The sequence below is a fragment of the Phenylobacterium sp. genome (genome assembly GCF_030697305.1).
Classification (GTDB): domain Bacteria; phylum Pseudomonadota; class Alphaproteobacteria; order Caulobacterales; family Caulobacteraceae; genus Phenylobacterium.
In genome coordinates, this window is the sequence record NZ_JAUYQL010000114.1 from 1 (window position 1) to 18,518 (window position 18,518).

Genomic DNA, 18,518 nt, shown 5'->3' on the forward strand with positions numbered 1-18,518 from the left:
CACGGCCTCGACGATCTCCAGCACGAAGCGGGCGCGCCGCGCAAAATCGCCGCCGTAGGCGTCGCCGCGCTGGTTCGAAGCCTCGCACAGGAAGGTGTGGAGCAGGTAGCCGTGGGCGGCGTGCAGCTCCAGCGCCTCGTAGCCGGCGGTGACAGCGCGCCGGGTCGCCGAGGCGAAGGCTTCGGTGACCGCGGCGATGTCGGCGAGGGTCATCGCGCGCGGCGGCGCCAGACCCTCGGCCATCGGCAAGGCGCTCGGCCCGATCGGCTCCCAGGCGTCCCAGTCCGCGATCTCCGCGCTCCGTTCCAGCAGGTTGCGGCCCTCCCAGGGGCGTTGCTGACGCGCCTTGCGGCCGGCGTGCATGAGCTGGATGCCAGGGACCGCGCCGTTGTCGCGCATCACCGAGGCGAGGCGGGTCATAGCCGGGGTGAATCTGTCGTCCCAGATGCCGATGTCGCCCAGGGTGCCGCAGCCGCGCCGCTCGACCGTCGTGCCCTCTTGGAACACCAGGCCTGCGCCGCCGTCGGCAAGCCGGCCGAGGTTCATCAGATGCCAGTCGGTGGGAAAGCCGTTCTCGCCTGCGTACTGCCACATGGGCGAGACGACGATCCGGTTCTTCAGGGTGACATCGCGCAGCTTCAGGCTGGAGAACAATCTGACGTCAGGCATCGGCGGCTCCGGGGGGTAGGCGCGGGATTAGATCATCGCCCGTGGCGCGCCAAGCGTTGCACAGGACTTCCCCAAGCGTGGGCGGACGCGCATATGGGACCGATGACCGCCGCCGCCGACACCGCGCTCGTCCTGTTCTCAGGCGGACAGGACTCCAGCGTCTGCCTAGCCTGGGCGCTGGATCGCTACGCGCGCGTGGAGACCGTGGGCTTCGACTATGGCCAGCGTCACGCTGTTGAGATGCAGGCGCGTCAGACCGTTCGTGCGGCGTTCCTGGAGCGCTTCCCCCACTGGGCGGGCCGGCTGGGCGAGGACCATGTCCTGGAGATGCGTGGTTTCGGCGACATCGGCGGCACCGCCATGACCAGCGAGCGCGCGTTCGAGATCACCGAGAAGGGCCTGCCGTCCACCTATGTGCCCGGTCGCAATCTGGTGTTCCTGACCTATGCCGCGGCGCTGGCCGACCGTCGCCGCGCCAGCGTATTGGTGGGCGGCATGTGCGAGACCGATTTCTCCGGCTATCCGGACTGCCGGCGCGTGGCGATCGACGCCATGGAGGCGGCGCTCAACATCGGCATGGCGCAGGACTTCCGCATCGAAACGCCGCTCATGCTGCTAACCAAGGGCGAGACCTGGGCTCTGGCCAAGGCGCTGGGCGGTGATGCGCTGGTCGACCTGATCCTGACCGAGAGCCACACCTGCTACCGCGGCGAGCGTGGCGAACTGCACGCCTGGGGTCACGGCTGCGGGACCTGCCCGGCGTGCGAACTGCGGGCGAAGGGCTGGGAGGACTGGACCGCGCAAGGGCGGCCGGCGCTGGCCCTATGAGCTACGCGGTCAAGGAGATCTTCCTGACCTTGCAGGGCGAAGGCGGGCAGGCGGGTCGTCCGGCGGTGTTCTGCCGCTTCGCCGGCTGCAACCTGTGGTCCGGGCGCGAGCAGGACCGTGCGGGGGCGGCTTGCACTTTCTGTGACACCGATTTCGTCGGGATGGATGGGCCCGGCGGCGGTCGGTTCGCCACGCCGGACGCACTCGCCGACGCGGTCGAACAGGCGTGGACCGGGGGCCCGCGGGACCGGCTGGTCGTCTGTACCGGCGGCGAGCCGTTGCTCCAGCTAGACCCCGAGCTGATCGACGCTTTGCATGCGCGCGGCTTCGCGATCGCGCTGGAGACTAACGGCACGTTGCCGGCGCCCCCGGGCGTCGACTGGATCTGCGTCAGCCCGAAGGGCGCGACGCCGGTCGTCCAGCGGCAAGGCCAGGAACTGAAGCTGGTCTATCCGCAGGCGGGCGTCGATCCGGCCGCCTTCGAGGGCTGGGACTTCGAGCGCTTCCTGTTGCAGCCGATGGACGGGCCCGACCGCGAGGGCGCGACACGCGCAGCGATCGACTATTGCCTTGCCCATCCACGCTGGCGTTTAAGCGTGCAGACCCACAAGTACCTCGGCATCGCCTGAGCGCGCGCTGTCTGAGCCTGCCGATGAGCTGAACGATTTTCGAGATCACCAAGTCCGCCGCCTTCGACGCCGCGCACTATCTTCCGCAAGGGCCGCAAGGCGGGCCCTACACCCGACTGCACGGGCACTCGTTCAGCGTCGAGGCGACGATCCGCGGCGAGCCGCAGGGGCCGGTGGGTTGGGTCGAGGATCTGGGCGCGCTGGATGCGGCGTTGCGCGCGGTGGCGGGCGAACTCGACCACGGCGTTCTGAACGAGAAGCCCGGCCTGGAAAGCCCGACGCTGGAGCATCTGTGCCGCTACTTCGCCGAGCGGCTGAAGCCGGCGTTCCCGGGTCTGGCGCGCGTCGCCGTGTCGCGCCCCACGGTCGGCGAGCGTTGCGTGATGACAGTGGACTAGAGGCGGTCGCCTCAGTCGCGGTCGCGGTCGCCCGGGATCACCGCGCCTGCGACCATGCCGACGCCCTTGGCCGTGGCCCCGACAGCGGCGCCGGTGACGCCGATCGCCGTGCCAGCCACAGCGCCGACCGCGGTCGCCACGCAACCCGAAAGCAGCAGCGCCGTCGCGCAGATCGCGATGGCGCGCGCCAGGCTCACGATCCGGCTTCCTCGCTCTCCGTCGACGCCCGCGCGGCGTCGGACGACCGGCGCCAGGGGCCATGGTAATTGGGCAGGGGGCGTCGGCGGCGGTCCGGGCCGAAATAGTCGTCGGTGCGCACGAACGGCCGGGCGTGGTCGACCACCTGGCTGATCCGCTCGACCACGCCGCGCGCGGTCAGCGGCTTGGCGAGGAATTCGTTCACGCCGGCGTCGCGCGCCTCATAGATCCGCCGCTGCGTCGCATGCCCGGTGATCATGATCACCGGCACCATCGGATTGGGGCTCTCGGGCGAGTTGCGCAGCAGGCGCATGAAGTCGATGCCATCCAGCGGTTGCATCGCCAGATCCGTGATGACGATGTCGATCGGCATGCCGCGCAGCATCTGCAACGCTTCGGCGCCATCGTTGGCTTCATGGATGTGGCGCACGCCGATGGCGCGCAGAATCTCGCCCAACAGCACCCGCATATGGTGGTTGTCGTCGATCAGTAGAATGTTGAGAAGCTCGTAGCGCACGATCTCTTAAATCTAAAGTTGAACGGGTCGCGTCAGGAAAGAGCGGCGCTCACTTACGTGTCGGTCGTGAAACAGGTCAATCGAAATTCATCGCCTGACTAATGGCGCCCATGAAAATGGCGCGCAACACTGCATTTAGCCTAGTCCGCGGGCGAACGCACAGCTTCAACTAACCCTGGCGTGAACGATTCTCGGGCAAGTTGAGCGCGGTGCTGCAGGAACGCGTCGGCCAGCACGCAGGCGGTCATGGCCTCGACCACCGGAACCGCGCGCAGACCCACGCAGGGGTCATGCCGCCCCTTGGTGCGCAGCTCGATCTCTTCGCCGGCCTCGTTGATGCTGCGGCGCAGGGACAGGATGGAAGACGTCGGCTTGAACGCCACCCGCGCGGTGACCGCCTGGCCGGTCGAAATGCCGCCCAGAACGCCGCCAGCCTTGTTGGACAGGAACATCGGCCCGTCGTTGCCCATGCGCATCTCGTCGGCGTTTTCCTCGCCAGATAGGGCCGCGGCGGCGAAGCCGGCGCCGATCTCCACGCCCTTGGCCGCGTTGATGGACATGAAGGCGGCCGCCAGCTCGGCGTCGAGCTTGCCGTAGATCGGCGCGCCCCAGCCAGCCGGAACACCCGTGGCCTCCACCGCGACGATGGCGCCGGTGGACGAGCCGGACTTGCGCACCTGCTCGAGGTGGGATTCCCAGGTGTCGACCATCCCCGCGTCGGGGCACCAGAATGGATTGCGGCTGGTCTCGGCCCAGTCGAAGCGGTCGGGGTCCACCGCGTGGGGGCCGATCTGCACCACCGCGCCGCGGATGGTCACCCCGGCCAACAGCTTGCGCGCGATCCCGCCGGCCGCCACCCGCGCCGCGGTCTCACGCGCCGAAGCCCGGCCGCCGCCGCGGTAGTCGCGCACGCCGTACTTGGCGAAGTAGGCGTAGTCGGCGTGGCCCGGACGGAACGAGGTTGCGATCTCGGAGTAGTCGCGGCTGCGCTGGTCGACGTTGTCGATGATCAGCGAGATCGGCGTGCCGGTCGTCACCTGGCCGCCGAACCGCGCGCGGATCGCCTCGTCCTCGAAGACGCCCGAGAGGATGCGCACCGCATCCGGTTCCTGGCGCTGGGTGACGAACTTGCCCTGGCCAGGGCGACGCTTGTCCAGCCACTGCTGGAGGTCGGCCTCGGTCAGCAGGATGCCGGGAGGACAACCGTCGACCACGCAGCCCAGCGCCGGGCCGTGGCTTTCGCCCCAGGTGGTGACGCGGAACAGGCGGCCGAAGGTGTTGTGCGACATGGGCGGGCTTCTACCGCGTTCGAGGGCTGCTCGCCAACGCCGGCGTCACGCCGCCCAGGCGGCGGCGAAGCGGCGGCGCAGCGTGCCTGCAGCGCTGTCGGCGGGCGCGGCGCGGGGGACCAGCCGCAGCATCAGGTCGCCGGCCGGTCGGCCGCCGCGCGCCGGCAGCCCCTGACCGGTCAGTCGCACCAGGCGGCCCTCGCCGGGCTTGGCGCTGATCCACACCTCGCGCAGGCCGAGCGGGGTGTTCACCTCTGCGCGTCCGCCTAGCGCGAACAGCCGCGGATCGAGCGCGGCGGTGACCCACACGTCGTCACCCTGGACGAACAGATCGAAGTCGCCGCGGATTTCCACACGCAGGGTGACGAGGCCGGCGCGCACCGTCTCTCCGGGACGAAGGCCGGCCGGCAGGGTCAACCTAAGACGACGGCCATCTGGCCGGTGATGCAGGGCCTCGCCGCCGCGAAGGGCGATGAACGGCGAAAGGGTCAGGACCTCGATCTGGTGCGCGTCGCGAACGGCCGGCGGTTGCACCAGGCGTGGAGCGCCAGTCAGCGCCTGCAGGGCGCGGTAAGCCTCGACGACATCGCGGAAAGCTTCCGGCGAGCCGCCAGGGCGGTCGGGATGCGCGCCCTTCACGCAGGCGTGGAAGGCGCGCCGCAGCTCGGCCGCGTCCGCGCGCAAGCCGACGCCCAGCAGGGCGCGCGCCTGCGACAGTCCGACGTTCGGCCCGATCTTTTGCGCGCTGGCGACCATGAGCCGAAGGCTAGGGCCGCCAGCGTATATGCCGCGTTAAGTCCCTGCCGCCGAACGCCGCGCCGCGCTATATCCCGAGCATGAGCGACAAGGCCCTGATCCCTCCCTCGCCCAGCGAGGATGACTACGTCCGCCAGGTAGCCGGCGCCGAACCGGCGCCGACGCTGCGGGAGGACGACCCGTTCGCGGTGTTCGCCGACTGGCTGAAGGACGCGCTGGCCCACGAGCCCAACGACGCCAACGCCATGGCGCTAGCGACCGTCGATCCCGACGGCTTGCCGGACGTGCGCATGGTGCTGTTGAAGGACGTCGATGCCGAGGGGTTCGTCTTCTACACCAACGTGGAGAGCGCCAAGGGCCGCCAGCTTGCGGCGCACCCGCAGGCCGCGCTGTTGTTCCATTGGAAGTCGCTGCGCCGGCAGGTGCGAGTGCGCGGCGCCATCAGCGCGGTGACGTCAGACGAGGCCGACGCCTATTGGGCGACGCGGGCTAGGCCGGCCCAGCTCGGCGCCTGGGCGTCCGACCAGTCGCGGCCTCTCCCGGATCGGTTGGCGTTCGAGCGACGCATCGCCGAGGCGGGACTACGGTTCGGCCTCGGACGCCCGCCGCGCCCGCCACACTGGTCCGGATTCCGCCTGGCGCCCGCGAGTTTCGAATTCTGGCGCGACCGGCCGTTCCGTCTGCACGAGCGGTTGACCTTCACGCGTTCCGGCGCCGGCTGGACCACGCAGCGCCTGTTCCCTTGAGCGAAGGGACGGACGCCGAGGTCACGGCCTGGCTGTCGGCGCGCGCCGAGCGGACCATCGAGACGGCGTGCGCGCGGGTGTTCCTGACGGGCGATGTCGCGTTGAAGGCGAAGCGCCATGTCGCCTATGGCTATCTGGATTTCTCCACGGTCGAGCAGCGCAAGTGGGCGCTCGACCGCGAGTTGGCGTTCAACAGCGTTCGCGCTCCGGACATCTATCGCGCCGTGCGGCGAGTGACCCGGGCTCCCGGCGGCGTGCTGGAGCTGGACGGCGCCGGCGTCCTGGTCGACCACGTCTTGGAGATGCGGCGCTTTGATCCCGACGCGGTGCTGTCGGCCCAACCGCAGGCTCTGGACGGCGACATCGCAGAGGCGCTGGGCCGCACCATCGCGCGCAGCCATGACGCCGCCGAACAGCGCCCGGCCAGCGGTCGAGAGGCGCTGGCCTATGTCGCGCAGTCCAACGCCAGCCTGCTGCGCGAACTCGCCGTTCGGTTGGGCGCCGACCTGGTGGAAGCGGTCATCGCCACGACGCAGGCTGAGCTGGAACGGCGCGGCGAGCTGCTGGAGGCGCGTTCAGCGGCAGGCTTCGTACGCCGCTGCCATGGCGATCTGCACCTGGGCAACATCCTGCTCGAGGGCGGTCGCCCGGTGTTGTTCGACTGCATCGAGTTCAATGACGCCCTGTCGGACATCGACGTCCTCTACGACCTGGCCTTCCTGCTGATGGACCTGGACTTTCGCGATCGTCGGGACGCCGCCGTGCGGGTGCAGTCGGCCTACCTTGACGAGGCGGCGCGGTCCGAGACGCAGATCATCGACGGCCTCGCGGCCCTGCCGCTGATGATGGCGCTGCGGGCCGGGGTGCGCGCGCACGTCAGCGCGCATGGGGGCGACGACGATCTGGCCCGGGACTATCTGCGTGCGGCGCGGCGATGCCTTGAGTCGGCGCCGCCACGGCTGATCGCGGTCGGCGGGCTGTCGGGCGCGGGCAAGACCAGCGTATCGCGGCTGATCGCGCCTGATATGCAGCCTGCGCCGGGCGCGGTGATCCTGCGCAGCGACGAGGTGCGCAAACGGCTGGCCGGCCGTGAGCCGGACCAATCCCTGGCCGCCGCAGGATACGATTCCGCAGCCGACGCGCGCGTCTACGCCACCCTATACGAGGCGGCGCGCGACTTGCTGCGGGCAGGGCGTTCCGTCGTGGTCGACGCGACCTTCCGACGACCGGAGCAGCGCGCCGAGGTCGAGGCTGTCGCCCGCCAGGCGGGAGCCGCTTTCGACGGCCTCTGGCTGGAAGCGCCATTCGAGGTTTTGGCCGCGAGGGTCTCCGCCCGGCGCGGCGACGCATCCGACGCCACAGTGGAGGTCCTGCGCGTTCAGGCCGCTGCAGGCGCGGGCGACATCTCCTGGCGCCGGCTCGATGCGTCCACCTCGGCCGAAGCCGCGGCACGCTCAGGGTTTCCGCGCGTTGCCTAAAGCGTGGCGCCTGACTAGCGTCGGAACGGGATGGAGACGGGGGAAGCCATATGCTGGGCCTGATGCAGGACTGGCCGTTGACGGTCGATCGGATCATCGACCACGCCAGGTCCTGGCATGGCGGGATCGAGGTGGTCAGCCGCTCGGTCGAAGGCCCGATGGTGCGCACCACCTATCGCGAGATCCATGGCCGCGCGAAGCAGCTCAGCAACGCGCTGCTGTCGCTGGGCGTCCTGCCCGGCGACCGCGTCGCCACCCTGGCCTGGAATACCGGCCGGCACCTGGAAGCATGGTACGGGATCATGGGGATCGGCGCGATCTGCCACACCCTGAACCCCAGGCTGCACGCCGATCAACTCTGCTACATCATCAACCATGCGCGCGATAAGGTCATCTTCACCGACCTGACCTTCCTGCCGATCCTGATGGAGCACCGCGCCAAGCTGGACTGCGTCGAGCATCTGGTGGTGATGACCGACGAAGCCCACATGCCGGCGGACTATCCCGCCGCCCTGTGCTTCGAGACCCTGCTCGCCCAGCACGGTGCGGACTGCGCCTGGGGCGGCTTCGACGAGAACACCGCGGCCGGGCTTTGCTACACCTCTGGCACCACCGGCGACCCGAAAGGCGTGCTCTACTCCCATCGCTCCAACTTCCTGCACACGCTGGGCACCATGGGCGCCGACGTGCTGGGGATCTCGGCGCGCGACGTGGTGTTGCCGGTGGTGCCGATGTTCCACGCCAACGCCTGGGGGGTCGCCTTCTCCGCGCCGGCGGCCGGGGCCAAGCTGGTGATGCCGGGACAGCACCTGGACGGCGCGTCTGTCCACGAACTGATCGAGACCGAGGGCGTGACATTCTCGGCGGCGGTGCCGACGGTCTGGCGGATGCTGCTGCAACATCTGCGCGAGACGGGCGGGCAGCTCAGCACGCTGACCCGGGTCGTGATCGGCGGATCGGCGGTGCCGGAGGACATGGTCCGCGCCTTCCGCGACGATTACGGCGTCACCGTCACCCACGCCTGGGGGATGACCGAGACCTCGCCCATGGGCACCCAGTCGTCGCCGAACCGCGCGGTCGCGGCCATGGACGCCGAGGAACAGCTTCGCTACCGCCTGAAGCAAGGTCGCCCACCGTTGATGATCGACCTGAAGCTGGTGGACGATCAGGAACACGTGCTGCCTCACGACGGCCAGGCGACGGGCAGGCTGAAGGTCAGCGGGCCGTTCGTGGTCCGCGAGTACTTCCGCGAGGCCGAGCGCGCGATCCTTGACGCGGATGGCTTCTTCGACACCGGCGACGTCGCCTCCATAGACGATCAGGGCTATATCCAGATCACCGACCGGGCGAAGGACGTGATCAAGTCCGGCGGCGAATGGATCAGCTCCATCGAGATCGAAAACCTGGCCGCCGCCCACCCGAAGGCGGCGATGACCGCCGTCGTCGCGATCCCGCACGCCAAGTGGGACGAGCGCCCGCTGCTCCTGGTGCAATTGAAGCCTGACGAGCGTGCCGATCGCTCGGAATTCCTGCAGTTCCTCGATGGCAAGATCGCCCGCTGGTGGATGCCCGACGACGTTGTGTTCGTCGATCACATCCCGCTGGGCGCCACCGGCAAGATCGACAAGAAGCTGATCCGCGAGCAGTTCAAGAACCACGTCGTGCAGCCGATCGCCGCCGGCCTCTCGCCCGAACAACCCAACGCCGAGGAGGCCCCGGCGGACGCCCCCGGCCCTTTTCCCGCTGAGGCGGCGGAGGCGTCGCCGGCCCGCGCCTCCACCCTAACGATGGTCGCCCTGAGCGGGGCGTTGATGGGCGCGTATCTGTGGCGAAGCTTCGGGCCGGTGCGGCGCTGAAGTTCGCTTTCGAAAGACGCACGCTCGACGACGCCAGCTTGACAAGCGGGGGCGCCGCTCGCCCATGCCGCCAGAAAAAATGGAGCAAAACGCGATGACAGGTGGACCGCGGCGTTGGGTCCTGGCTTCGCGGCCGGGCAAGGATCTCAAGGCGTCCGACTTCGATCTCCAGAGCTTCACGCCTGCCGACCTGGCCGAGGGCGAGGTGCGCGTGCGCATCGAACACCATACCGTGGCGCCGGGCGTGCGCGCCAAGCTGATGGCGGCGACCTACGCCGCCAGGATCGAGCTGGGCGACACCATTCCAGGAAACGCGGTCGGCGTGGTCGAGGCTTCGCGGCATCCGCAATTCGCGCCCGGCGACCGGGTCAGCGGCTTCCTCGGCTGGGCCAGCGTGGCGGTGATGCCGGGCGGTGAACTGGACAAGCTGGACGCGGAGTTGTTCGAGGGCGGGGTGCCGCTGGCCACCGGCGTCGGGCTGCTGGGCATGTCGGGCCTCACGGCCTACTTCGGCCTGTTGAAGATCGGCCGGCTGAAGGCGGGCGAAACGGTGCTGGTGTCGTCGGCGGCCGGCGCGGTGGGCTCCGTGGTCGGCCAGATCGCCCGTATCCACGACTGCGATGTGCTGGGCCTCGCCGGCGATGACGACAAGTGCGCCGACATCGTCGCCGAGAGCGGCTACGACGCGGCGATCAACTACAAGACCCATTCCGATCTGGGTGGCGCGATCAAGGCAGCACGGCCGGACGGCGTCGACGTGTTCTTCGACAACGTCGGCGGAGAAACGCTGCTGGCCGGGTTCGACAACCTGCGCGCCTTTGGCCGTGTCGTGGTCTGCGGGGCGATGTCGGTCTATGACGGCGCGCCGGTTCCTATGATGCCGGCGCTCAAGCCGTCGCTGCGCCAGACCGTGCAGGCGTTCATCTGCCCGGACTTCATCGCCGAATTCCCCGCCGCCCGGCGCCAGATCTCCCAGTGGATCCGCGAGGGAAAGCTCAAACATCGGCCCACAGTGGTGCAGGGCATCGAGCGCGCGGCCGAGGCTTTCGTCGGCCAGTTCAATGGCCAGACCGGGCCACGTCCGATCGTCAGCGTTGACTAGGCGGGTCCTGTGCAGGCAAGAGCGCGGCCATGAGCGACACCCTTCCTGACCGCCTGGCGGCCAATCCCAAGAGCCCCTTCTATGACGCCGCCATCTTGGAGCGCGGGATCGGCGTGCGCTTCAAGGGGGTCGAGAAGACCAACGTCGAGGAATACTGCGTCAGCGAAGGCTGGGTGCGGCTGACCGTCGGCTCGACCGTCGACCGCAAGGGCGACCCGATGACCATCAAGCTGCAGGGCGAGGTCGAACCCTACTTCCGCGACGCGGAAGAGGGCTAGCGCCTACCCCGCCAGCCGGTACTCGCTGTCGGGGCCCGGGGCGCCATCGGCCAGTACGCGGCCGCGGCGCACGAGGTCGATCATGTGGCCCAGCACCGAGCGCGCGGCGGCCGGATGCAGCCGCGGGTCGACGGCGGCGTACAGCACCGGCACCATGTCGCGGATGCGGCTGGGGCCGGCGGCCAGGGCCTGCTCGATCTGCGCCTCGCGTTCGCGGCGATGCGCGATGTAGGCGTCGATGAACGGTGTGACCTCTCGCACCGGCGGTCCATGCGTCGGCCACAGGGTGTCGAACTCCCGCACCCGGATGCGGTCCAGGCTGTCCATGTAGTCGCTCATGTCGCCGTCCGGCGGGGTGATCACCGTGGTCGACCAGCCCATGATGTGGTCGCCGGTGAACAGAGCGTTCTCTTCCTTCAGCGCGAAGCAGATGTGGTTGGAGGTGTGGCCAGGCGTCGGAATCGACTCCAGGGTCCAGCCCGGTCCAGAGACTTCGCCGCCGTCGCACAGGCTGACGTCGGGCTTGAAGCCCATGTCGTAGCCGGCCTCGGTCTTCACCCCGCCGTCGTCCTCCACCACCTTGGTCACCGCGCAGCCATAGATCGTCGCCCCGGTGCGCGCCTTCAGCGGCGCAGCGAGAGGCGAATGGTCTATGTGGTGATGCGTGATCATGATGTGGGTGACGCGTTCGCCCTCCACGGCCTTGAGGATCGCCTCCAGATGCTCTTCGATGTCCGGGCCGGGATCGATCACCGCCACTTCGCCCCGGCCGATGATGTAAGTGCCGGTGCCGACATAGGTGAACGGGCCGGGGTTGTTCGCCACCACCCTGCGGATCAGCGGCGAGACCTGATCGACGGCGCCGTACTCGAATTTGATGTCGCGGACATAGGGGATCATGGCGTGTCCTTTGGCGTCGCGGCGCCCTTATTGCGCAGCGTGTGCCCGAAGAGCGGATGCAGCGGCCTTCGCGCACGGGGTTATGGCGATGACTGTCTCATATTGGCGTCTGACCTTGTTCACGGGCCTGGCGTGTCTCGTATTGGTGCTGGCTTCGTGCGACCCCGATCTGATGGAACCGATACCCGCCGGCGCGTCGATGGCGCTGCACTAGCCGGGGGGCTCAGCCCGGTAGCACGCTAGACAGATCATATCCCGCCTGGCGGCCAAGGCCCACAAGGTCATCGCGGCTGCGCGCGCCGGCCTGCGCCTGGCCCAGGGACCAGGTGATGATCGAGCGGGTGCCTGAGCGGCAGTAGGCCAGGACCGGGCCGGGCGCGCTTTCCAGCAGCTTGCGTTCCGCCTCGACCTGGTCGGGCGTCGGCCCCCCGCGCACCGGGATGAACGCGTACTCCAGCCCTCGCTGGCGCGCAGCGGCCTCGATCTCGGCGCTGGTCGGCTGACCCGGATCTTCGCCGTCCGGGCGATTGTTGATCACCAGCTTGAAGCCCTGGCGCACAGCCTCGTCGAGGTCGGCTTCGCTGATCTGCGGGCTGACGGTGATCTGATCGGTGACGCGTCGAAAATCGCTCATGGAACCTACGGCATGCCTGTGAGGGGACCCTTCGTTTGACATCATCGGGGGCGAATGAAAGTTTCGCAACGCCCGGCTGTCGAAAGGCCGCCCGAACGCGAGGCGCTTAAAGCCTATGTTGCGATTCATCGGCCGCCGGCTCCTGGTGGCGATCCCGACGCTCTTGCTGGTGGTCACCGTCGCCTTCTTCATGATGCGCGCCGCCCCCGGCAGCCCCTTCGACATGGACCGCAAGCTCTCGCCCGAGATCGAGCGCAACGTGATGGCCAAGTACGGCATGGACCGTCCGCTGGGCGAGCAATACCTCACCTATCTAAAGGGCGTCGCCCACGGCGACCTCGGACCCTCGTTGAAATACAAGGACAAGAGCGTCCTGCAGATCCTCGATGAGAACTACGGCGTCAGCCTGACCCTGGGCCTGTCGGCGATCCTGATCGCGGGCATCGTCGGCGTGACCCTGGGTGTGCTGGCCGCGCTGCGACAGAACCAGGCGATCGACTATGGCGTGATGACCGTGGCGATCCTGGGTGTCTGTATCCCGACCTTCGTCACCGCGCCGCTGCTGGTGCTGGCCTTCGCCTCCAAGCTCGGCTGGCTGCCAAGCGCCGGGTGGAACGGCGGGGCCTTGCCGAATCTGGTGCTTCCCATCGCGGTCCTCGCCTTGCCGCAGATCGCCATCATCTCGCGCCTGACGAGGGCCGGGATGATCGAGGTGCTGCATTCCAACTACGTCCGCACCGCCCGCGCCAAGGGCCTGCCGGAGAGCCGCATCGTCGCCAAGCACGCCCTGCGCGCCGCGATCCTGCCCCTGGTCAGCTACCTGGGTCCGGCCTGCGCCGGGCTGATCACCGGCTCGCTGGTGGTGGAGAAGATTTTCAACCTGCCGGGCCTGGGCAAGTTCTTCGTGATCAGCGCCCTTCAACGCGACTACACGGTGGTGATGGGGATGGTGATCTTCTACGCCGCGCTGATCCTGGCGCTGAACCTGCTGGCCGACCTGCTGTACGCCACCCTCGATCCGCGCGTGAGGTTGGCATGACCGGCGCCATCCTCGCCCCCGGATCGCAACGCGGCGCCGAACTCATGCAGCAGGCCGCCAAGGGCCGCAGCCTGTGGGATGACGCGACGCGCCGTCTGCTGCGCAACCGCGCCGCCGTCGCCGGCATGATCGTGCTGGCCGTGCTGGTGGTCGCCGCCATCGTCGGACCGCACGTCACGCCCTACGCCTACGACGAGATCAACAAGAACGACGTCTGGCTGCCGCCGCTGGTCGAGGGCCATCTGCTGGGCTCCGATTCGCTGGGGCGGGACCTGCTGGCGCGCCTGCTGATGGGGCTGCGGGTGTCGCTGGCCATCGGCCTGGTGGCGACCTTCGTGTCGCTGGTGATCGGCGTCGCCTGGGGCGCCGTGGCGGGCTTCGTCGGCGGCCGCCTGGACGAGGCGATGATGCGGGTGGTGGACGTGCTCTACTCGCTGCCGTTCATCTTCTTCGTGATCCTGCTGATGGTCACCTTCGGCTCGAACTTCATCCTGATCTTCGTGGCCATCGGGGCGGTCGAATGGCTGACCATGTCGCGGATCGTCCGTGGGCAGACCCTGACCCTGAAGCACAAGGAATTCGTCGAGGCGGCCCGCGCCGCGGGGCTGGGGCAGGGGGCGATCATCTTCCGTCACATCGTGCCCAACCTGCTGGGTCCGGTGGTGGTCTATGTGACCTTGACCATCCCCGCGGTGATCCTGGCCGAGAGCTTCCTGAGCTTCCTCGGCCTTGGCGTGCAGCCGCCGATGGCCTCGCTCGGCACGCTGATCGCCAACGGCGCCCAGGACATGGAGCTGGCCTGGTGGCTGCTGGTGTTCCCCTCGGTGCTGATGGTGATCACGCTGATGAGCTTCAACTTCATCGGCGACGGCCTGCGCGACGCGATCGATCCGAAGGACCGGTGAGGCCTACTTCACCCGCTTGGCGCGGATCGCCCGCTGGCCGTCGATGTTGATGAAGTAGCTGCCCATCGCCGCCTTGCGGATCTCCACCGTGGAGCCGTCCTTCGGCCGACGTCCCAGGGTGGCGCTCTCGGTCTGCACCCACAACGCGCCGTCTTCGAGCTCCAGCGACCACTTGCCGTCGCCTTGCAGGTAGGCGCGGGCGACACGGGCGGTGACGCGGTCGACCTCCTCCGGCCGGTCGCCGCGATCGAACAGGCTGAACGACGGCATGTTGAAGCCGAACGCCTGGCGGCGCATCGCGCGGCGCTGCTCGCGGTCCATGGTCACCAGGTCGCCCTGGGCCTCGGCGGCGATCATCGCGGCGGCCGCCTTGTCGTAGCAGGCGAGGCGGGCTTGCGGATCGGTGATCGCGCGGCAGTCGGCCAGCGCCTGCATCGTCGGCGCCCGGGCTGGCGCCTGTGCGTACGCGGCGCCGGCGCAGAGGGCGGCGGCGATCAACACGGGCAACGCGAATTTAGGGGCTGTCACGACCTGCGCCTTCGGTGACATCGTTGGGACCGACTAGTCCTAGGTGGTCCGCGACGTGATGCGCAATCTTTCGATCGCTTTGGCCGCGGCGCTGGTGCTGGCCGGCTGCGGCGCGTCCGAGCCGACGCGTGCGCCCTGCGCCGCGGGCAAGGTCTGCCTGGAAATGGGCAACGGCTCGGAGCCGATCTCGCTGGATCCCCACAAGACCACCGGCACCTGGGAGGATCGCATCCTCTCCGACGCCTTGGTCGGCCTGGTGCAGGACGACGTCGAAGGAAAGCCGATCCCCGGCATGGCCGAGCGTTGGGAGACCAGCCCCGACGGCCTGGTCTGGACGTTCCACCTGCGTCAGGCGACGTGGTCGGACGGCGTGCCCGTCACCGCCGACGACTTCGTCTATTCCCTGCGCCGCATCCTGCTGCCGCAGACCGCGTCGGAGTACGCCTCGCTGCTCTACCTGCTGAAGAACGCCCAGGCCGTGAACGAAGGCAAGGCGGCCAAGGAGACGCTGGGCGTGCGCGCGATCGACCCGCGCACTCTGGAAATCACCCTCGAGCACCCCGCGCCCTACCTGCCTGAGCTCGCCAAGCACCACACCATGTATCCCGTGCCCAAGCATGTGGTTGAGAAGTGGGGCGACGCCTGGAGCTCGCCTGCGCACTACGTGTCCAACGGGCCCTATCTGCTCACCGCCTGGCGGCTGGGAGACTACGTCGAGGCGGTGAAGAACCCCCGCTTCTACGATGCGGACAAGGTGTGCGTGGATCAGATCCGCTACTATCCGACCAATGACGCGATCAGCGCCGAGCGGCGGGTGAAGCGCGGCGAGCTGGATATCAACAACGACATCCAGTCGAACCGGATCGCCTTCCTGCGCACCGAGATGCCGGGTTACGTTCGCACCTACACCTACCTCGGGATCGCCTACCTGGCGTTCAACAACAACGTGCCGGCGCTGAAAGACCGTCGCGTCCGCATAGCGCTTGATATGTCGATCGACCGCGATTTCATCATTGGCAAGCTGCTGCGCGGCGGCCAGATCCCGGCCTACACCTTCGTCCCGCCCGGCGTGGCCAACTACCAGGCCGCCAAGCCGCCCGTCTGGGCCGCCTGGCCGCTGGAACGCAGACAGGCCGCGGCGCGCGCCCTGCTGGCGCAGGCGGGCTTTGGGCCGGGCAAGCCGCTGAAGGTCGAGATCAAGCATCGCAATACGCCGGATCCCAGCCTGTTCATGCCCGCCGTGCAGGCCGACTGGAAGGCGATCGGCGTCGAGGCGAGCCTCGCCCAGAACGAGACCCAGATCGCTTACGCCGCCTATCGCAGCCGCGACTTCGAGGTCGCCGATGCGGCCTGGATCGCCGACTACAACGACGCCATGAGCTTCCTCTACCTGCAGCAGTCGTCCACCGGCTCGCAGAACTATGGCGACTACAAGAACCCCGCCTACGACGCGCTGCTGGCTCGGGCGGACAACGAGCCGGACGCCGTGCGACGGGCCGGCTACCTCGCCCAGGCCGAGGAGATCATGTTGCGGGATGCGCCCGTCGCCCCGGTGTTCTTCTACGTGAACAAGAACCTGGTCAGCCCCAAGGTCACCGGCTGGGTCGACAACATAATCGACCACCATCGCAGCCGATATCTATGCGTCGAGGGCCGTCAGCCAGCCGCCAAGGGATGAATTTTTCCGGACCGGTTTTCAGCAGGCCGATCTGTGACGAAAATGAGACAGGCGTCAGCTAACAACGCGGCGACGTACCAAAGCGCGTTGATTGTCATCTCGTAACGATCGTAACTTTTGCGCAACCCACACGCGATTTGCGTCACGGGAATGAAACCTGCTGCGACCGGCCGCTGCGGTCTGGACCGTCGGGCCGCATAAGGGATGCAGAGCTTGAAAATCAAAACGACACGCGAACGCCTGATGGCGTCTTCGATGATTTGCGGGGCGGCTTTCTCCGTCCTCGCGGCCACTCCGGCGATGGCGCAAGGGAGCGGCGAGGTATCCGAGATCGTCGTCACCGGCTCGCGGATCGTCCGTCAGGACTACGTCGCCAACAGCCCGATCGCGACGGTCACCGGCGAACAGGTGGTGCAGAACGCCGACATCACCGTGGAGACCTACCTGAACACCCTGCCGCAGGTTAACCCGGCGGGCACCACCACCTCGAACAACCCGCCCAACGACGGCCAGGCGAACATCGACCTGCGTGGCCTGGGCGCCAACCGCAACCTGGTGCTGATCGACGGCCGCCGCCCGATGGTGAGCCGCAACGACCTGACCGTCGACGTCAACACCATCCCTCAGGCGCTGATCGACTCGATCGAAGTGATCACCGGCGGCGCAGGCGCGACCTACGGCGCCGACGCCATTTCCGGCGCGGTCAACATCAAGCTGAAGCGTAACTTCGAAGGCATCGACCTTCGCGCCAACTACTCCAACTCGACCGAGTTCTGGGACGCCAAGGAGTACCAGTTCTCCGGCGTGATCGGCGGCAACTTCGCCGACGACCGCGGTAACGCGGTGTTCGCCTTCGATCGCTCCGTGCGCGAGGCGATGTACAAGAACCAGCGTAACTTCTCGCAGTATGCGACCTCGACCACCTCGTTCTACCCTGACGGCCTGCTGACCTTCTCGGCCGGCAACGCGCCGAGCAACGATGCGATCAACGCGCTGTTCGCGCAGCCGTCTTACGGCTCCAACGCGCCGATCGTGCGCGCCTCGCAGACGCTCGGCTTCAACCAGGACGGATCGCTGTTCTATCGCGGCGTCTTCAACGACCCGCGCAACGTGCAGAACCTCAGGAAGCCGGCGAGTGACCCCAGCGTCAACGCCAACTTCTTCCCTGATCTCTACATGTACAACTTCGACTACGTGAACATCCTGACGCTTCCGCTGGATCGGAAGTCGTTCATGACGAAGTTCAACTACAAGTTCGACAACGACGTCGAAGTGTTCGCCCAGGCGGCGTGGACCCAGTACACCGCGGCCACTGCGCTCGCGCCGACGCCAGTTCCGACGCGCACCATCACGCCGACGATCGCGCCCGGGCTGGTCACCGGCGGCTCGTTCAGCTCCGTGGTGATCCCGGTCACCAACCCGTTCATCCCGGCTGACCTGCGAACGCTGCTGAACTCCCGCACCGGCGACAACCCGAACCTCGCCGGTTCGGGCGCCAACGAACCCTTCCAGATGCGCACCCGCACGCTGGAGATCGGCCTGCGCCAGGAAAACTACGAGAACACCGTCACCCAGTACCTCGCCGGCCTGCGCATGCCGATCGGCGACACCGGCTGGCGCGTCGAGGGTTATGTCTCCGAGGGCCGCACCAAGATCATCAACACCCAGAGCGGCAACGTCGATCTGGTGAAGTTGGAACAGCTGCTCTCGGCGGCGGACGGCGGAAACGCACTATGTGCGGGCGGCTTCAACCCGTTCGGCGCGAATCCGCTGTCGATCGCCTGCCGCACCTTCCTGCGGGTAGACCTGCAGCCGACCCGCGACCTGATCCAGCAGATCGGCCAGGTCTACGTCTCAGGCGACGTGATGGACCTGCCCGCCGGCCCGCTGTCGGTGGTGGTCGGCGCCGAGTATCGCAGCTTCGAATCCAAGGCGAACCCGGGCTCGGGCGCGGAGAACATCTCCGGCTTCACCCTGGAGGATCCGGAAGACGGCACCAGCAGCTTCAAGGACTTCTTCGGCGAAGCGCTGATCCCGCTGGTCAAGGACGCGCCGTTCGCGAAGACCCTCGAACTGAACCTCGGCTACCG

At 68.0% G+C, this 18,518-nt stretch carries 19 protein-coding genes and 1 pseudogene; 12 read left to right on the forward strand and 8 right to left on the reverse strand.

What is annotated here, in order from left to right; all coding sequences use genetic code 11:
• Positions 1-669: pseudogene (locus Q8R27_RS12070) on the reverse strand (NADH:flavin oxidoreductase/NADH oxidase); the annotation flags it as partial.
• A 102-nt stretch (positions 670-771) separates the two neighbouring features.
• Here Q8R27_RS12070 and queC point away from each other — a divergent pair.
• From queC to Q8R27_RS12085, 3 genes are read left to right on the forward strand one after another with little or no spacing between them, the layout of a single operon-like run.
• Positions 772-1,497: a 7-cyano-7-deazaguanine synthase QueC gene (gene queC, locus Q8R27_RS12075; RefSeq protein WP_305699271.1), complete on the forward strand. Its 726-nt coding sequence runs from the start codon at positions 772-774 to the stop codon at positions 1,495-1,497.
• On the forward strand, positions 1,494-2,126 hold the full coding sequence (queE, locus tag Q8R27_RS12080; RefSeq protein ID WP_305699255.1) for a 7-carboxy-7-deazaguanine synthase: 633 nt from the start codon (positions 1,494-1,496) through the stop codon (positions 2,124-2,126). Before queC ends, queE begins: the two co-directional genes overlap by 4 nt.
• Before the next feature lie 35 nt (positions 2,127-2,161).
• Complete coding sequence (locus tag Q8R27_RS12085) at positions 2,162-2,524, forward strand: 6-carboxytetrahydropterin synthase (protein ID WP_305699272.1); 363 nt, start codon at positions 2,162-2,164, stop codon at positions 2,522-2,524.
• Between the two features lie 11 nt (positions 2,525-2,535).
• Here the strand turns inward: Q8R27_RS12085 and Q8R27_RS12090 are convergent, their stop codons facing one another.
• The 4 genes from Q8R27_RS12090 to Q8R27_RS12105 all read right to left on the reverse strand — a co-directional run bounded on the left by Q8R27_RS12090 (position 2,536) and on the right by Q8R27_RS12105 (position 5,284).
• A complete protein-coding gene (locus Q8R27_RS12090) occupies positions 2,536-2,721 on the reverse strand; it encodes a hypothetical protein (RefSeq protein ID WP_305699256.1) in 186 nt (61 codons plus the stop codon).
• Entirely contained in the window at positions 2,718-3,239 is a 522-nt protein-coding gene (locus Q8R27_RS12095) for a response regulator (protein WP_305699257.1), read from the reverse strand. The genes Q8R27_RS12090 and Q8R27_RS12095 overlap by 4 nt, the downstream gene beginning before the upstream one ends.
• Positions 3,240-3,379: 140 nt before the next feature.
• On the reverse strand, positions 3,380-4,528 hold the full coding sequence (gene aroC / locus Q8R27_RS12100; protein ID WP_305699258.1) for a chorismate synthase: 1,149 nt from the start codon (positions 4,526-4,528) through the stop codon (positions 3,380-3,382).
• A gap of 45 nt (positions 4,529-4,573) precedes the next feature.
• Positions 4,574-5,284, reverse strand: coding sequence for a DnaJ C-terminal domain-containing protein (locus tag Q8R27_RS12105; protein WP_305699259.1), 711 nt, complete (start codon positions 5,282-5,284; stop codon positions 4,574-4,576).
• An 80-nt stretch (positions 5,285-5,364) separates the two neighbouring features.
• On the opposite strand from Q8R27_RS12105, the gene pdxH reads away from it, so the two are divergent.
• The 5 genes from pdxH to Q8R27_RS12130 all read left to right on the forward strand — a co-directional run bounded on the left by pdxH (position 5,365) and on the right by Q8R27_RS12130 (position 10,744).
• On the forward strand, positions 5,365-6,030 hold the full coding sequence (pdxH, locus tag Q8R27_RS12110; protein ID WP_305699260.1) for a pyridoxamine 5'-phosphate oxidase: 666 nt from the start codon (positions 5,365-5,367) through the stop codon (positions 6,028-6,030).
• On the forward strand, positions 6,027-7,508 hold the full coding sequence (locus Q8R27_RS12115) for a bifunctional aminoglycoside phosphotransferase/ATP-binding protein (protein WP_305699261.1): 1,482 nt from the start codon (positions 6,027-6,029) through the stop codon (positions 7,506-7,508). The genes pdxH and Q8R27_RS12115 overlap by 4 nt, the downstream gene beginning before the upstream one ends.
• Before the next feature lie 50 nt (positions 7,509-7,558).
• On the forward strand, positions 7,559-9,364 hold the full coding sequence (locus Q8R27_RS12120) for a long-chain-fatty-acid--CoA ligase (RefSeq protein WP_305699262.1): 1,806 nt from the start codon (positions 7,559-7,561) through the stop codon (positions 9,362-9,364).
• Between the two features lie 94 nt (positions 9,365-9,458).
• Positions 9,459-10,466 carry an NADP-dependent oxidoreductase gene (locus tag Q8R27_RS12125; RefSeq protein ID WP_305699263.1) on the forward strand — a complete coding sequence of 336 codons (1,008 nt, stop codon included), beginning with the start codon at positions 9,459-9,461 and terminating at the stop codon, positions 10,464-10,466.
• A 29-nt stretch (positions 10,467-10,495) separates the two neighbouring features.
• Positions 10,496-10,744 carry a DUF3297 family protein gene (locus Q8R27_RS12130; protein ID WP_305597185.1) on the forward strand — a complete coding sequence of 83 codons (249 nt, stop codon included), beginning with the start codon at positions 10,496-10,498 and terminating at the stop codon, positions 10,742-10,744.
• Positions 10,745-10,747: 3 nt separating this feature from the next.
• Here Q8R27_RS12130 and Q8R27_RS12135 read toward each other — a convergent pair whose 3' ends face one another.
• The gene (locus Q8R27_RS12135) at positions 10,748-11,644 is read right to left on the reverse strand and encodes an MBL fold metallo-hydrolase (RefSeq protein ID WP_305699264.1); all 897 of its coding nucleotides are present in this window, start codon (positions 11,642-11,644) and stop codon (positions 10,748-10,750) included.
• A 223-nt stretch (positions 11,645-11,867) separates the two neighbouring features.
• Positions 11,868-12,278 (reverse strand): TIGR01244 family sulfur transferase, encoded by a 411-nt coding sequence (locus Q8R27_RS12140; protein WP_305699265.1) that lies wholly within the window; start codon positions 12,276-12,278, stop codon positions 11,868-11,870.
• 115 nt (positions 12,279-12,393) lie between these two features.
• Between Q8R27_RS12140 and oppB the strand changes: the two genes are divergently transcribed.
• Complete coding sequence (oppB, locus tag Q8R27_RS12145; protein ID WP_305699266.1) at positions 12,394-13,317, forward strand: oligopeptide ABC transporter permease OppB; 924 nt, start codon at positions 12,394-12,396, stop codon at positions 13,315-13,317.
• Entirely contained in the window at positions 13,314-14,222 is a 909-nt protein-coding gene (locus Q8R27_RS12150) for an ABC transporter permease (protein ID WP_305699267.1), read from the forward strand. Before oppB ends, Q8R27_RS12150 begins: the two co-directional genes overlap by 4 nt.
• Positions 14,223-14,225: 3 nt before the next feature.
• Here Q8R27_RS12150 and Q8R27_RS12155 read toward each other — a convergent pair whose 3' ends face one another.
• Complete coding sequence (locus Q8R27_RS12155) at positions 14,226-14,750, reverse strand: hypothetical protein (protein WP_305699268.1); 525 nt, start codon at positions 14,748-14,750, stop codon at positions 14,226-14,228.
• 58 nt (positions 14,751-14,808) lie between these two features.
• Between Q8R27_RS12155 and Q8R27_RS12160 the strand changes: the two genes are divergently transcribed.
• Together Q8R27_RS12160 and Q8R27_RS12165 are read left to right on the forward strand one after the other, a co-directional pair.
• On the forward strand, positions 14,809-16,428 hold the full coding sequence (locus Q8R27_RS12160) for a peptide ABC transporter substrate-binding protein (RefSeq protein WP_305699269.1): 1,620 nt from the start codon (positions 14,809-14,811) through the stop codon (positions 16,426-16,428).
• A 213-nt stretch (positions 16,429-16,641) separates the two neighbouring features.
• On the forward strand, positions 16,642-18,518 hold a 1,877-nt coding region (locus tag Q8R27_RS12165), incomplete at its 3' end, for a TonB-dependent siderophore receptor (RefSeq protein ID WP_305699270.1).

What these genes read in the sequence shown, in the direction of transcription:
- queC (WP_305699271.1), top strand. Translation starts at nt 772, where the DNA reads ATGACCGCCGCCGCCGACACCGCGCTCGTCCTGTTCTCAGGCGGACAG.
- queE (WP_305699255.1), top strand. Translation starts at nt 1,494, where the DNA reads ATGAGCTACGCGGTCAAGGAGATCTTCCTGACCTTGCAGGGCGAAGGC.
- oppB (WP_305699266.1), top strand. Translation starts at nt 12,394, where the DNA reads ATGTTGCGATTCATCGGCCGCCGGCTCCTGGTGGCGATCCCGACGCTC.
- Q8R27_RS12150 (WP_305699267.1), top strand. Translation starts at nt 13,314, where the DNA reads ATGACCGGCGCCATCCTCGCCCCCGGATCGCAACGCGGCGCCGAACTC.
- Q8R27_RS12105 (WP_305699259.1), bottom strand. Translation starts at nt 5,284, where the DNA reads ATGGTCGCCAGCGCGCAAAAGATCGGGCCGAACGTCGGACTGTCGCAG.
- pdxH (WP_305699260.1), top strand. Translation starts at nt 5,365, where the DNA reads ATGAGCGACAAGGCCCTGATCCCTCCCTCGCCCAGCGAGGATGACTAC.
- aroC (WP_305699258.1), bottom strand. Translation starts at nt 4,528, where the DNA reads ATGTCGCACAACACCTTCGGCCGCCTGTTCCGCGTCACCACCTGGGGC.
- Q8R27_RS12125 (WP_305699263.1), top strand. Translation starts at nt 9,459, where the DNA reads ATGACAGGTGGACCGCGGCGTTGGGTCCTGGCTTCGCGGCCGGGCAAG.
- Q8R27_RS12120 (WP_305699262.1), top strand. Translation starts at nt 7,559, where the DNA reads ATGCTGGGCCTGATGCAGGACTGGCCGTTGACGGTCGATCGGATCATC.
- Q8R27_RS12135 (WP_305699264.1), bottom strand. Translation starts at nt 11,644, where the DNA reads ATGATCCCCTATGTCCGCGACATCAAATTCGAGTACGGCGCCGTCGAT.
- Q8R27_RS12130 (WP_305597185.1), top strand. Translation starts at nt 10,496, where the DNA reads ATGAGCGACACCCTTCCTGACCGCCTGGCGGCCAATCCCAAGAGCCCC.
- Q8R27_RS12140 (WP_305699265.1), bottom strand. Translation starts at nt 12,278, where the DNA reads ATGAGCGATTTTCGACGCGTCACCGATCAGATCACCGTCAGCCCGCAG.
- Q8R27_RS12160 (WP_305699269.1), top strand. Translation starts at nt 14,809, where the DNA reads ATGCGCAATCTTTCGATCGCTTTGGCCGCGGCGCTGGTGCTGGCCGGC.